Annotated in this window: 12 protein-coding genes; all 12 read left to right on the top strand. The window is 64.6% G+C overall.

Features of this window, described 5'->3' with window-relative positions; all coding sequences use genetic code 11:
- Window positions 1–19 precede the first annotated feature (19 nt).
- Window positions 20–628, top strand: a complete 609-nt coding sequence (locus C6571_RS02655) for a TorD/DmsD family molecular chaperone (RefSeq protein ID WP_106445318.1) — start codon at window positions 20–22, stop codon at window positions 626–628.
- 128 nt (window positions 629–756) lie between these two features.
- Window positions 757–966: a formate dehydrogenase gene (locus C6571_RS02650; RefSeq protein WP_106445317.1), complete on the top strand. Its 210-nt coding sequence runs from the start codon at window positions 757–759 to the stop codon at window positions 964–966.
- Between the two features lie 16 nt (window positions 967–982).
- The gene (locus C6571_RS02645; protein WP_106445316.1) at window positions 983–3,949 is read left to right on the top strand and encodes a formate dehydrogenase subunit alpha; all 2,967 of its coding nucleotides are present in this window, start codon (window positions 983–985) and stop codon (window positions 3,947–3,949) included.
- A 29-nt stretch (window positions 3,950–3,978) separates the two neighbouring features.
- Window positions 3,979–4,623: a formate dehydrogenase FDH3 subunit beta gene (gene fdh3B / locus C6571_RS02640; protein WP_106445315.1), complete on the top strand. Its 645-nt coding sequence runs from the start codon at window positions 3,979–3,981 to the stop codon at window positions 4,621–4,623.
- Window positions 4,620–4,847 (top strand): hypothetical protein, encoded by a 228-nt coding sequence (locus tag C6571_RS02635; RefSeq protein ID WP_106445314.1) that lies wholly within the window; start codon window positions 4,620–4,622, stop codon window positions 4,845–4,847. The genes fdh3B and C6571_RS02635 overlap by 4 nt, the downstream gene beginning before the upstream one ends.
- 13 nt (window positions 4,848–4,860) lie before the next feature.
- Complete coding sequence (locus C6571_RS02630; protein WP_106445313.1) at window positions 4,861–6,078, top strand: formate dehydrogenase subunit gamma; 1,218 nt, start codon at window positions 4,861–4,863, stop codon at window positions 6,076–6,078.
- A gap of 17 nt (window positions 6,079–6,095) precedes the next feature.
- Window positions 6,096–6,467 (top strand): hypothetical protein, encoded by a 372-nt coding sequence (locus tag C6571_RS02625; RefSeq protein ID WP_106445312.1) that lies wholly within the window; start codon window positions 6,096–6,098, stop codon window positions 6,465–6,467.
- 54 nt (window positions 6,468–6,521) lie between these two features.
- Window positions 6,522–7,418, top strand: coding sequence for a formate dehydrogenase accessory sulfurtransferase FdhD (locus tag C6571_RS02620; protein ID WP_106445311.1), 897 nt, complete (start codon window positions 6,522–6,524; stop codon window positions 7,416–7,418).
- 204 nt (window positions 7,419–7,622) lie between these two features.
- A complete protein-coding gene (locus C6571_RS02615; RefSeq protein ID WP_106445310.1) occupies window positions 7,623–10,142 on the top strand; it encodes an ABC transporter permease in 2,520 nt (839 codons plus the stop codon).
- 124 nt (window positions 10,143–10,266) lie between these two features.
- Entirely contained in the window at window positions 10,267–10,860 is a 594-nt protein-coding gene (locus tag C6571_RS02610; RefSeq protein WP_106445309.1) for a LemA family protein, read from the top strand.
- Window positions 10,861–10,871: 11 nt separating this feature from the next.
- A complete protein-coding gene (locus tag C6571_RS02605; RefSeq protein ID WP_106445308.1) occupies window positions 10,872–11,990 on the top strand; it encodes a M48 family metalloprotease in 1,119 nt (372 codons plus the stop codon).
- Window positions 11,991–12,087: 97 nt separating this feature from the next.
- The gene (locus tag C6571_RS02600; RefSeq protein ID WP_106445307.1) at window positions 12,088–12,705 is read left to right on the top strand and encodes a hypothetical protein; all 618 of its coding nucleotides are present in this window, start codon (window positions 12,088–12,090) and stop codon (window positions 12,703–12,705) included.
- The last annotated feature ends 20 nt before the right edge of the window (window positions 12,706–12,725 follow it).

The raw sequence follows: 12,725 nt of genomic DNA, 5'->3' as shown, positions 1-12,725 counted from the left end.
CCAATCCCAGTCTCTGTCGATGCCGCTCAGCCCGGCGATGGATGAGGAAACCGCACGTGCGGAGGTGTACGGGCTGTTGGCCCAGCTGTATTACGCAGCCCCTGATGTTGCCTTGTTGGAGGCCCTGCGGGTGGCTGCGACACAGGCGCCTGCGGCTGGCGGCGTTCTTGAAGAACCTTGGCAGCAGTTCGTCGGTGTGGCCCGGGCCATGTCTGCCAGCGAAGTGGCCGCAGAGTTCGACGCCCTGTTCGGCGGCTTGGGCAAGCCTGAGGTCTATTTGTACGGATCGCACTACCTCAGTGGCTTTCTGAACGAGCGCCCATTGGCCAAGTTGCGCGGCGATCTGGCCGCGCTGGGCCTGGCGCGGCACGATGCCATGTCCGAGTCGGAGGACCATGTTGCCTATGTCTGCGAAGTGATGCGCTATTTGATTGCCGGTGACGACGGTGCCGTGTGCCACCTTGGCGGGCAAAGCCGCTTCTTTTCCATGCATTTGCAGCCTTGGTTGCCACAATTGTGCGAGCAGCTCGCCACGCACCCCAAGGCGCGCCTGTACCGGGCGCTGGCAGCGTTTACGCAGGCCTTTGTGGCGGTGGAAGCGCAAGGGTTTGATCTGCTCGATCGCTGAGCAAGCATTCATCGGACGACCCACGATAGCCCGCGTCACGAGGGTTTTCCCGGTATCCGTGCTGTCTGTGCGGCTTAGACTGCGTATGCAAGCCATTTCATACAAAACGCACGCCCCCGGAGATCCGTATGTCCGACAACGATGCAAAGCCCTCTCGCCGCCGCTTTTTTGCCGGCGCAGCCACAGTGGGTGCTGCTGCGGCCGCCACCTCTGTTTTGCCTGGTCTTGCAACCAACGAACTTGCAAAGGCCGAACCGGCTCGGCCTGCGCCTGAGCGTGGCGGCGGCTACTGGCTCTCCGAGCACGTGAAGCGCTATTACCAGACCACCCAAATTTGATCGGCGGAGTGCAGCCATGTTGTTGACCCGAAAAATCCCCGCCCACGGCCCGAACACCACGGAGTCGAATTTCGTTCACAGCCTGCGGCGCGGTCTTGCGCACGCCATTCCCACCATGGACCGCCGCGCATTTTTGCGACGTTCGGGTCTGGGTGTGGGCGTGGGCCTTGCTGCCTCGCAGCTGAGTCTGGTCAAAAAGGCCGATGCCGCCGAAGCGACCGCAACCGGCAAGGCAGCCGGAAATATCGTGGTGCGCCGCACTGTATGTACCCATTGCTCGGTGGGCTGCGCGGTGGACGCCGTGGTGGAGAACGGCGTCTGGATTCGCCAGGAGCCGGTTTTCGATTCGCCAATCAACATGGGTGCGCACTGCGCCAAGGGCGCTGCACTGCGCGAGCACGGGCACGGCGAATACCGGTTGCGCTATCCAATGAAGCTGGTCAATGGCAAGTATGAGCGCATCAGCTGGGATACCGCGCTCAATGAAATCACCGCAAAAATGCTGGATCTGCGCAAGGCCAGTGGGCCGGACAGCGTGTATTTCGTGGGCTCTTCCAAGCACAACAACGAGCAGTCGTACCTGCTGCGCAAGTTCGTCAGCTTCTGGGGCAGCAACAATTGCGACCACCAGGCACGCATCTGCCACAGCACCACGGTGGCCGGCGTGGCCAATACCTGGGGCTACGGCGCCATGACCAATTCGTACAACGACATGCAGAACAGCAAGTGCGCGTTGTACATCGGCTCCAACGCCGCCGAAGCGCATCCAGTGTCGATGCTGCACATGCTCCACGCCAAGGAGGCGGGCTGCAAGTTGATCGTTGTGGACCCGCGATTTACCCGCACGGCAGCCAAGGCAGACGAGTATGTGCGCATCCGCTCGGGCAGCGACATTCCCTTTCTTTTCGGCTTGCTGTACCACATCTTCAAGAACGGCTGGGAAGACAAGCAGTACCTGCACGACCGCGTCTATGGCATGGACGCGGTCAAGACCGAGGTGATGGCCAAGTGGACGCCGGACAAGGTGGAAGACGCGTGCGGCGTAACGGAAGAGCAGATGGCGCGCGTGGCCGAAATGATGGCCAAGAACCGCCCCTCGACCCTGGTGTGGTGCATGGGCCAGACGCAGCACAGCATTGGCAATGCCATGGTGCGGGCATCGTGCATCGTGCAACTGGCGCTGGGCAACGTGGGCAAGAGCGGCGGCGGCGCCAACATCTTCCGCGGACACGACAACGTGCAGGGCGCCACCGACATTGGCCCGAACCCCGACTCCCTGCCGGGCTACTACGGCATTGCGGAAGGCTCCTGGAAGCACTTTGCCAAAGCCTGGGACGTGGATTTCGAGTGGATCAAGGGGCGTTTTGCCAGCCCTGAGATGATGACCAAGTCGGGGCTAACGGTTTCGCGCTGGATCGATGGGGTGTTGGAGAAGAACGAACTGATTGACCAGGACTCCAACCTGCGCGGCGTGTTCTTCTGGGGCCATGCACCCAACTCGCAAACGCGCGGCCTCGAGATGAAGCGCGCCATGGACAAGCTCGATTTGCTGGTAGTGGTAGACCCGTACCCATCGGCCACGGCGGCCATGGCCGCCATGCCCGGCAAACCCGAGGATCTGAACCCCAACCGCGCCGTGTATCTGCTGCCGGCCGCCACGCAGTTTGAAACCAGCGGCTCGGTCACGGCGTCCAACCGCTCGCTGCAGTGGCGCGAAAGGGTCATTGAGCCATTATGGGAAAGCCGCAGCGACCACATGATCATGTACCAGTTTGCGCAAAAGCTCGGCTTTGGCCCAGAGCTGGTCAAGCAGTACAAGATGCAAAAAGTCAAGGGTCAGGACGAACCCGTTATCGAAGACATCCTGCGCGAAATCAATGGCTGCACCTGGACCATTGGGTACACAGGGCAAAGCCCGGAACGCCTCAAGGCGCACATGCGCAACATGGCTGCGTTCGACGTAAAGACGCTCAAGGCCAAGGGCGGCAAGGACAAGGAAACAGGCTATGACCTGGCGGGTGATTATTTTGGACTTCCGTGGCCGTGCTATGGCACGCCGGCCCTCAAGCACCCGGGGTCTCCCAATCTTTACGACACCTCCCACCACGTGATGGACGGCGGAGGAAATTTCCGCGCCAATTTTGGGGTCGAACGAAACGGCGTGAACCTGCTTGCCGAAGACGGTTCCCATTCGCTTGGTGCCGACATCACCACCGGCTACCCTGAATTCGACCATGTGCTGCTCAAGAAGCTCGGCTGGTGGAGTGACCTGACCGACGCTGAAAAGCAGGCGGCCGAGGGCAAGAACTGGAAAACCGATTTGTCGGGCGGTATTCAACGCGTGGTCATGCAGGTGCATGGTTGCCACCCCTTTGGCAACGCCAAGGCGCGCGCTGTGGTGTGGAATTTCCCCGATGCGATTCCTCAGCACCGCGAGCCGATTTATGGCACCCGTCCCGACCTGGTTGCCCAGTACCCGACGCACGACGACAAGCGCAACTTCTGGCGTCTGCCGACGCTTTTCAAGAGCTTGCAGGACAAGAACATCGCAGAAAAAGTGTATGAAAAATTCCCGTTGATTCTCTCGTCCGGCCGTCTGGTGGAATATGAAGGCGGTGGCGAAGAAACGCGCTCCAATCCCTGGCTGGCGGAGTTGCAGCAAGAGGCCTTTGTGGAGATCAACCCGAGAGCCGCCGCCGACCGTGGTATTCGCAATGGCGACCGAGTTTGGCTCAGCAGTCCCACGGGCGCGCGTCTCAATGTGCAAGCCCTCGTAACCGAGCGCGTCGGACCCGATACGGTGTGGATGCCGTTCCACTTCTCCGGCCGCTGGCAGGGCGCCGACATGCTGGCTTACTACCCGAGCGGCGCTCACCCCGTGGTGCGCGGCGAGGCGGTGAATACGGCCACCACGTATGGCTACGACTCTGTGACCATGATGCAAGAAAGCAAGACCACGGTGTGCAACGTGGAACGTGCGTAACCGGCCCGCCCGCCAGCAGGAGATTTGCAATGGCAAGAATGAAGTTCATCTGCGACGCCGAGCGCTGCATTGAGTGCAACGGCTGCGTCACGGCGTGTAAGAACGAGCATGAAGTCCCGTGGGGGGTGAACCGCCGCCGTGTGGTCACGCTGAACGACGGAGTGCCTGGCGAAAAGTCGATCTCGGTGGCCTGCATGCACTGCAGCGACGCGCCATGCATGGCGGTTTGCCCGGTCAATTGCTTCTACCGCACTGACGAAGGCGTGGTGCTGCACGACAAGGACGTTTGTATTGGTTGCGGTTACTGCAGTTACGCCTGCCCGTTTGGTGCGCCGCAGTTTCCGTCACAAGGCGCTTTTGGTGTCCGCGGCAAGATGGACAAGTGCACCTTCTGCGCTGGTGGTCCGGAGGAGAGTGGAAGCGAAGCCGAATTTGAAAAGTACGGCCGCAATCGTCTGGCTGAGGGCAAACTGCCGGTGTGCGCGGAAATGTGTTCGACCAAGGCGCTGCTTGCGGGCGACGGCGATGTTGTCGCTGACATTTTTCGAACCCGCGTTGTGCAGCGTGGCAAGGGCGCAGAAGTGTGGGGCTGGGGCACTGCCTACGGCGCGCGTCAAAAGGGCGAAGGTCCGGGCCAAGGGCCGCACAAGCCGAAAGAAGGAGTCTCATCATGAGCCGGCTTTTACTTGGCGTTGGCGCGACTTTGTGCCTTGTCGCTCTGGGCGCCTGCGGCGAGCGGCCGCAGGCGAACCGGGGAACTCTGGATACTGCCGCCTACGAAGGTGCGAAGAACGCCTTTGTTGACGCGGGCTGGAAGCCCGGCGAAAAGAACAGTTGGGAGCAGCATCTGCGCACGCGGATCCAGCGCGGGCAAAACGACTATTCGCGCATACCGTGACCGGAGGCGGGCCATGAACCAGTTCCTCTCGACCCTCGTGTTTGCTGCGGCTGCGCTGCTTGTTGCGCTGGGGTTGGCGCAGCCGGCCAATGCACAGCCGGCAGGTTCTCAGCAGTCGGGTCCGGTAGGCGCGGTGGCGCCTGCCCTGAGCGAGCCCGCCACCGGCGCGGTCCGCGGCCAGAATATTTTTGACGTCCAACCTGACGCCAGTACCGAGGCGGGGTACCGAGACCAGACCAACGGCGAGCGCGCCAAGGTGCAGCCGGGCAACAATGCGCCCATGTGGCGTCAAGTAGCGGCTGGTGCCACCGGCTACAGCAGTCTGCCTGTGAGCGAGGCGCCGGAGGCAGGCAACCTCATTCAGGGTTTTGTCAAATACCCGTTCATGCGTGAGACCAACGCCGGCGAGGCTTGGCGCCAGGTGCGCAATCGCTGGATACTTCCCTACGGTGCGGCCTTGCTGGGCATCGTGGTGCTCACGCTGGCCTTGTTCTTCGTGGCCAAAGGTCCGCTGGGCCGCAAACACCCTGAGTCAGAGCGCAAATTCGAGCGCTTTACCCCCTTCGAGCGCGCCGCGCATTGGTCCAATGCCTTTGCATTCGTTGTGCTGGCCATCTCGGGGCTGGTAATGGCGTTTGGCAAGTTTTTCCTGCTGCCTGTGCTCGGCTTGTCCATCACCGGCTGGTTGGCCTATGCGCTCAAGTATGTGCACAACTTTATGGGACCTCTGTTTGCGGTGTCGCTGGCGATCATCATCGTCATCTTCGTCAAAGACAATATCGCCACGTTGGCCGATTTCCGTTGGTTGACGAGGCTGGGGGGCCTGCTTGGCGATGAACAGCTGCCGTCGCACCGCTTCAATGCTGGAGAAAAGGGGCTTTTCTGGTGGGGCGTGACCCTTCCTGGGGTCGTCGTTGTCGGATCAGGTCTGGTGCTCGACAAGCTGATTCCCGGACTCGGTGAACTGCGCGGCCAGATGCAACTGGCCCACATGCTTCACGCCAGCCTGGCGCTGTGGATGGTGGCGCTCATCATCGGCCACATCTACATGGGCACCATCGGAATGCGCGGCGCCTACCGGGCCATGAAGACGGGCTACGTGACCGAAGGCTGGGCCGACGAGCACCACAAGCTGTGGGCTGACGATATTCGGGCTGGGCGCATCCCCGCGCAGCGCAGCAATGACTTGAACCCTGCGCCAGAGCGGCCCGCCGCACCGCTGCAAGCTTGACGCTGGAAAGGCCCGCCATGATGAAACGCACCCTCTCACTGCTCGCGCTCTCTTGCATGCTTGGTTCGGCCTCGGCCAAGCTACCGCCGCCGACGCCAGAGCAAGCTGCAAAGGCCGCTGAGAATGCGGCACGGGCCAAATGGACAGGACAGGTCAGCGCCTACCAGGTTTGCGAGGTTCAGGACCGTATTGCCGCCAGGTTTGGCAAACCTCGGCCGGCTGATGCACCCTCCATGCCCGCCTGTGTGGAACCGGGGCCGTTTGCCTATACGCCGCCTGCGGAAAAACCCATAGAAGCCTCTGGTGCTCATTCGCCACCGAGCAATGCCAACAGCCCGCCCAGCACGGGCGGATCTACCCCACCGACGCAAGCAGAGCCCAAATCCTGAGGGTATTGCACTTGGCCGGCGGCGGCGCGGCACAAATGGCGCTACGCTGACGCCATGCTGCACACGTCCGACATTGCTGAGCCCCGTGCAGCCGCGCCAAAGCGCAGCGGCCTGCCACGCCTGACCACTGCAAGCGCGCCGCTCACGCACGCGGTACAGGCCACCAACGAGCGGGGTGAGACAGAGCTTGTGCACATTCCCGCCGAGCGCGCGCTGACGGTTTACGTGGACAAGCGCGAACTCGTCACCTTGATGACGCTGGGCGCGCAGCCGGAATTGCTGGTACTGGGCTATCTGCGCAACCAGCGCCTCGTGGCCGATGCGCGGGATATTGAATCCGTCACGGTGGATTGGGACGTCGGCGCCGCTGCGGTAAGAACCCGGCGCGGCATAGAGCGCATTGAAGAGCGCACCGCCAGCCGTGTCGTCACCACGGGTTGCGGGCAGGGCAGCGTATTTGGCGCTTTGATGGACGACGTGGCCAGTATTTCCCTGCCGCCCGCATGCATTACCCAGGGTGAGCTCTATGGTCTGGTCAACGCCATTCGCCTCAAGGAAAGCACGTACAAGTCGGCCGGCTCGGTGCATGGCTGTGCGCTGTTTAGTGGCAGCGAGCTGCTGGTCTTCGTCGAAGACGTGGGCCGGCACAACGCGATCGACACCATTGCCGGCTGGATGTGGATGCAGCCCGATACAGTGCAGGGCGGCGACAAGGTGTTCTACACCACGGGCCGACTGACCAGCGAGATGGTCATCAAATCGGCCCAGATGGGCGTACCCATCGTCGTTTCGCGCAGCGGCATGACGCAGATGGGGCATGCGGTGGCTGAGCAGCTGGGGCTTTGCGCCATTGGCCGCGCCACCAACCGCCGCTTTGTCTGCTACGCCGGTGCCGCCCGTTTGGTTTTTCAGCCCGAGCTGGCGGGGGAACCGAACCCTTTGCGTGCATAAGGCAATGCTGAACAAGTCGCTCACGCGCGGCGCATCTGTGCTTCGGGCGGTCTGCGGCATTGCAAATCCTCGCCATAGCTGCGGCTATGGTTGCCGTTTGCGCGCGGGGGGCCGCCCCCTTGCATCCCATCTCCTCGCATGGCGCGTGTCAACGCGGCGACTTGTTTCGCATCACCTTTACTTTTTTTGCAATCCCCGAATTTCATGAACTTTTCCTTTGCGCGCCTCGCCTGGCGCACCTTGCTGCGCGACCTGCGCGCCGGTGAATTGCGTTTGCTCATGGTGGCAGTCACGCTCGCCGTCGCCGCGCTGACCGCCGTTGGCTTCTTTGCCGACCGCCTGCAGGGCGGCCTGCAGCGCGACGCACTGCAGCTTCTGGGGGGCGATTTCGTCGTCGCCAGCGACCACGCGACACCGGACGCCATCGTCGAGCGTGCCCGCGCGCTGGGCCTCGCCATGGTGCGCACGGCGAACTTTCCGACCATGGCGCGCGCCGACGACGCGCAGGGCGGCGCGAGCCGGCTGGTCGCCTTCAAGAGCGTGACGCCAGGCTACCCGCTGCGCGGCAGCGTCAGCGTGGCCGAGGCGCTGAACGCGCCCGGCCAGCCCACGCGCGAGATTCCGGCGCGGGGCGAAGTCTGGGTTGATGCCTCGTTGCTGGACTCGCTGGGCCTCAAGCTGGGCGACCGGCTTTTGCTGGGCGACGCCAGCCTGCGCATTGCCCGCATCATCACGCTGGAGCCCGACCGTGGCGCCGGTTTCATGAGCTTCTCGCCGCGCGTCATGGTCAACGACGCCGATGTTGCCGCGACCGGTCTGGTCCAGCCCGCCAGCCGCATCACCTACCGGCTGGTGGTGGCGGGTGCAGCGGCGGCCGTGCGCCAGTTTCAGGGTTTTGTCGATGCGCAGTTGCAGCAGCCGGACATGCGCGGCATGCGCGTGGAATCGCTCGATTCCGGGCGCACCGACATGCAGCAGACGCTGGAGCGTGCGCAGAACTTCCTGAGCCTGGTCGCGCTGCTCGCGGCCATGCTGTCGGCGGTGGCCGTGGCGCTGGCGGCGCGCGCCTTTGCCGCCAGCCACCTTGATGCTTCGGCCATGCTGCGCGTGCTTGGCCAGAGCCAGCGGCGCATTGCCGCCAGCTACACGGCGGAATTCGCGCTGGTCGGCCTGCTGGCGAGCCTGCTGGGCGTGGTGCTGGGTTTTGCCGTGCACTACGTGTTCGTCTATCTGCTCTCTGGCCTGGTAACGGCCGGGCTGCCCGCTGCCAGTGTGTGGCCGGCGCTGCTTGGGGTGGGCGTGGGCATGACGCTGCTGCTTGCCTTTGGCCTGCCGCCGGTGCTGCAGCTGGCGCAAGTGCCACCGCTGCGCGTCATTCGGCGCGATGTCGGCGCGCTGCGGCCGGCCTCGCTCGCCGTGCTGGGCCTGGGCGTGGCCGGCTTTGCTGCGCTGCTGCTGGTGGTCAGCCGCGACCTGCGTCTGGGCCTCATTGCCATCGGCGGCTTTGCCGCTGCCGTGCTGTTGTTTGCGCTGCTCAGCTGGCTGGCGGTGCGCCTGCTGCGCCGCACCGTGAACGAGGCCACAGCGCCGCGCTGGCTGGTGCTGGCGACGCGGCAGATTTCGGCTCGCCCGGCTTATGCGGTGGTGCAGGTCAGCAGCCTGGCCGTGGGCTTGCTGGCGCTGGTGCTGCTGGTGCTGCTGCGCACCGACCTGATTGCGAGCTGGCGCGAGGCCACGCCGCCGGATGCACCGAACCGCTTTGTCATCAACGTCCAGCCCGACCAGGCGCAGGACTTTCGCGCCATGCTGGAGGGCGCTGGCGTGGCGCGCTACGACTGGTACCCGATGTTCCGTGGCCGCCTGGTGGCCATCAACGGCAAGGCGGTGAAGGAGGACCACTACGAAGACGAACGCGCCCAGCGCCTGGTCGAGCGCGAGTTCAACCTGTCGAACAGCGCGGTGCAGCCGCCGCACAACCTGGTGGTCGCAGGCGAGTGGAAAGAAGGCGAGAGCGGCGCTATCAGCGTGGAAGATGGCTTGGCCAAAACCCTGGGCCTGAAGCTTGGCGACACGCTGCGTTTTGACATGGGCGGCGTGCAGTCCGAGGCGCGCATCACCTCGCTGCGCAAGGTGGACTGGGGCTCGCTGCACGCCAATTTCTTTGTCATGTACCCGGTGGACGCCATGCCCGATGTGGCCATCACCTACCTCGCCGCCTACCGCGCGCCCGAGACGCCGGGGTTTGACAACGCGCTGGTGCGGCGCTTTCCGAACGTGACCAACGTCGACATGGGCGCCACGCTGGCGCAGATTCAGGGCGTGCTGGATCAGGTGATTCGCGCCGTGGAATTCCTGTTCGCCTTCACCCTGGCCGCAGGGCTCGTGGTGCTGTTTGCCGCCGTCACCGCCACGCGCGAAGAGCGCGCCCGCGAGTTCGCCATCATGCGGGCGCTGGGCGCGGGCAGCCGCCTGCTGCGCCAGGTACAGCGCGCCGAGCTGGCGGGCGTCGGCCTGCTCGCCGGCCTGCTGGCGAGCAGCGCCGCCGTGGCGGTGGGCTGGGCCCTGGCGCGCTATGTCTTTGGCTTCACCTGGGCCCCTTCGCCCTGGGTGCCGCTCGCCGGCAGCGTGGCCGGAGCCTTGCTGGCGCTGCTGGCGGGCTGGTGGGGACTGCGCGACGTGCTGGCGCGGCCGGTGGTGGAGACCTTGCGCAGGGCGGCCGAGTAACTATGATTTTGATAGCTGTTAGCGCTTATAGGTAGTGCGTTATAGGCATATTTCACTTGTTTTTTGTATGCCTGGGTGTTGCCTCTAAGATGGTGCCTCCAGAAAACCAAAGCGAGGGAGCGACATGACAACAACAGGCTGGATCCTTCTTGCCATTGCGGTGGTGCTGGTGTGGTGGGCGATTGCCGCCTACAACCGGCTGGTGGAGCTGCGCAACCGCATTGCCAACGCCTTTGGCCAGATCGACGTGCAGCTCAAGCGCCGCTACGACCTGATTCCCAACCTGGTGGAAGTGGCGCGCGGCTATCTGCAGCACGAAGCCAGCACGCTGCAGGCCGTGATCGAGGCGCGCGGCCAAGCGCAGGGCGCAGCTGCCATCGCGCGTGCAGCGCCCACCAACGCCGGTGCGGTGGGCGGCCTGGCGCTGGCCGAGGGCGTGCTGGGTGCGAGCCTGGGGCGCCTGATGGCCGTGTCCGAGCGCTACCCGGAACTCAAGGCCGACGCCACCATGCAGCAGCTCTCCGAAGAGCTTGCCAGCACCGAGAACCGCGTGGGCTTTGCCCGCCAGGCGTTTAACGACCAGGTGCTCGACTTCAACAATGCGGCCCAGCAGTTCCCCACGCTGATCGTCGCGCGGCTGGCCGGGTTTACGCCGGCAGCGATGCTGGAGGCCACGCAAAGCGAAGAGGAGCGCCGCGCGCCGCGCGTGCAGTTTTAAGCGGCGGGCCGATGCGCTTTTGGGACCAACAACACGACGCGCGCAGCGAAACGCGGCGCCTGCTGCTGGCGTTCGCCGTGGCGACGGTGGTGCTCGTCTTGGCGGTCCATGCCTCGCTGGTGCTGGCCTGGTGGCTGATGGCGCTGCTGCTGCCGGTGCGCCTGCCGTTCCCGGCCGGCTTTTTGGTGGCGAACGTGGGCGTCTCGCTGTTGCTGGTGCTCGGCGGCTGGTGGGTGGAGACGTCGAACCTGCGCGCCGGCGGCGTCAAGCTGGCCAAGCGCATTGGCGCGCGCGAACTGCGGCCCAGCCTTTCGCACGCCGAGCAGCGCCTGGCCAACGTGGTTGATGAGCTGTGCATTGCCGCGCAGATGCCGCGCCCGCAAATCATGGTGCTGCCGCGCGTGGACGCCATCAACGGCTTTGCTGCGGGCTGGGACGAGCAGGATGCCGTGCTCGCCGTCACCCAGGGCGCGCTCGACCACCTCACGCGCGAGGAAATGCAGGGCATGGTGGCGCATGAACTGAGCCACCTGCACGAGGGCGATACGCGCCTGAAGATGCGCCTGGCCGGCATGGTCTTCGGGTTGGAGCTGGTCTACAACTTTGGCGACGAGATGCGCGAGCGCGGCGGCCTGGCCTGGTGGTTCGGCTCGGCCGTCATGCTCGCCGGCCTGGCCGGCTGGCTGACCGGGCAGATTCTCAAGGCCGCCGTGTCGCGCCAGCGTGAATATCTGGCAGATGGCCGCGCTGTGCAGTGGACGCGCAGCAAGGACGGCCTGGGCGGCGTGCTGCGCAAGGTGCTGGGCCAGCGCCAGGCGGCCGAGCGCGCCGGGCAGCAAGAACCACGCCGCGGTGGGCTGGCACACCCAAGCGTGCAGCACATGCTGCTGGTCGATGTGGAAGCCACCGGGCGTTGGGGCGATGGCCTTGCTGCGCGCCTCGCTGGCCGGCTCGACTCCCACCCCAGCCTTGAAGACCGCGTGCAACGCGTCTACGGCAGACGCATGGCGCCGCTGCCGCTGACGCCGGTGAACGAACCGCCCGAGCGCGCGCACCGAAACGCCGGCCCTGTGGCCGATGCCCAAGGGCCTTCGCTGGCTTCGTTGGTCGACCCCTTTGCGCGGCTGTGAATGCCTTGGGTCAGAACCTGATGGAGGCATGCCGCACCATGGATAGATTCTTGGGTCGGCGAAAGAGCGGCGGCGCGCCTGCGGGTGCGCGACAGACATGAACGAGCAGCCGCAAGACACCACGCAGAGTTTGGATCGCCCACTGGACGTTGAACAGGCGCCGTCGCTGCACGCGCAGTCGCACCGGCTGCGCGACGCCGAGCTCGATGCCATCGTTCAGATCGTGCCTACCCCAGGGGGCGTGTGCATGTACTTTCCTTACTTGCGGGCGTGGCGGCGCCATGTCCTCTGGCCAGCGATTGGAGTGGTCTTTGCGGCAATTGCCCTGTTTACCGCCAGGTCGGGTGCACCGTTCGGGGTGTTGCTTGGATTGGGCGCGGTCGCGACAGGAGCAAACTTGCTCGCCTGTTATGCGCTGGGCAACAGCTTTCGCGTGGTGATCGATGGGCGCGGCGTGCAGACCGAGCGGCGTCTGTTCGGGCTGAGGCTGGCGCAGCGCAGCGTGCCTGCGGGCGACATCGCCGGTCTGGCGATCAAGCTCAGCTACACCACCGAGACCAACGAGAAGGAAGAGGCGTTCTACCGGATCTATGCGGTCCTCAAGAACGGCAAGCGCGCCATGGTGGCGGACAGTCTGCGGGGGCGGCCCCTTGCCGAGCGCCTGCTGAGCCTGCTCGCATTCAAAACGCCCTACGACCGCACCGATCCTGGCTGATGGTCTGAGCGCCGGGTGGG

The sequence above is a fragment of the Simplicispira suum genome (genome assembly GCF_003008595.1).
GTDB lineage: Bacteria > Pseudomonadota > Gammaproteobacteria > Burkholderiales > Burkholderiaceae_C > Simplicispira > Simplicispira suum.
This window is presented reverse-complemented; position numbering and strand designations above follow the sequence as displayed.

What these genes read in the sequence shown, in the direction of transcription:
- fdh3B (WP_106445315.1), top strand. Translation starts at nt 3,979, where the DNA reads ATGGCAAGAATGAAGTTCATCTGCGACGCCGAGCGCTGCATTGAGTGC.
- C6571_RS02630 (WP_106445313.1), top strand. Translation starts at nt 4,861, where the DNA reads ATGAACCAGTTCCTCTCGACCCTCGTGTTTGCTGCGGCTGCGCTGCTT.
- C6571_RS02655 (WP_106445318.1), top strand. Translation starts at nt 20, where the DNA reads ATGCCGCTCAGCCCGGCGATGGATGAGGAAACCGCACGTGCGGAGGTG.
- C6571_RS02635 (WP_106445314.1), top strand. Translation starts at nt 4,620, where the DNA reads ATGAGCCGGCTTTTACTTGGCGTTGGCGCGACTTTGTGCCTTGTCGCT.
- C6571_RS02625 (WP_106445312.1), top strand. Translation starts at nt 6,096, where the DNA reads ATGATGAAACGCACCCTCTCACTGCTCGCGCTCTCTTGCATGCTTGGT.
- C6571_RS02615 (WP_106445310.1), top strand. Translation starts at nt 7,623, where the DNA reads ATGAACTTTTCCTTTGCGCGCCTCGCCTGGCGCACCTTGCTGCGCGAC.
- C6571_RS02605 (WP_106445308.1), top strand. Translation starts at nt 10,872, where the DNA reads ATGCGCTTTTGGGACCAACAACACGACGCGCGCAGCGAAACGCGGCGC.
- C6571_RS02610 (WP_106445309.1), top strand. Translation starts at nt 10,267, where the DNA reads ATGACAACAACAGGCTGGATCCTTCTTGCCATTGCGGTGGTGCTGGTG.
- C6571_RS02620 (WP_106445311.1), top strand. Translation starts at nt 6,522, where the DNA reads ATGCTGCACACGTCCGACATTGCTGAGCCCCGTGCAGCCGCGCCAAAG.
- C6571_RS02650 (WP_106445317.1), top strand. Translation starts at nt 757, where the DNA reads ATGTCCGACAACGATGCAAAGCCCTCTCGCCGCCGCTTTTTTGCCGGC.
- C6571_RS02645 (WP_106445316.1), top strand. Translation starts at nt 983, where the DNA reads ATGTTGTTGACCCGAAAAATCCCCGCCCACGGCCCGAACACCACGGAG.
- C6571_RS02600 (WP_106445307.1), top strand. Translation starts at nt 12,088, where the DNA reads ATGAACGAGCAGCCGCAAGACACCACGCAGAGTTTGGATCGCCCACTG.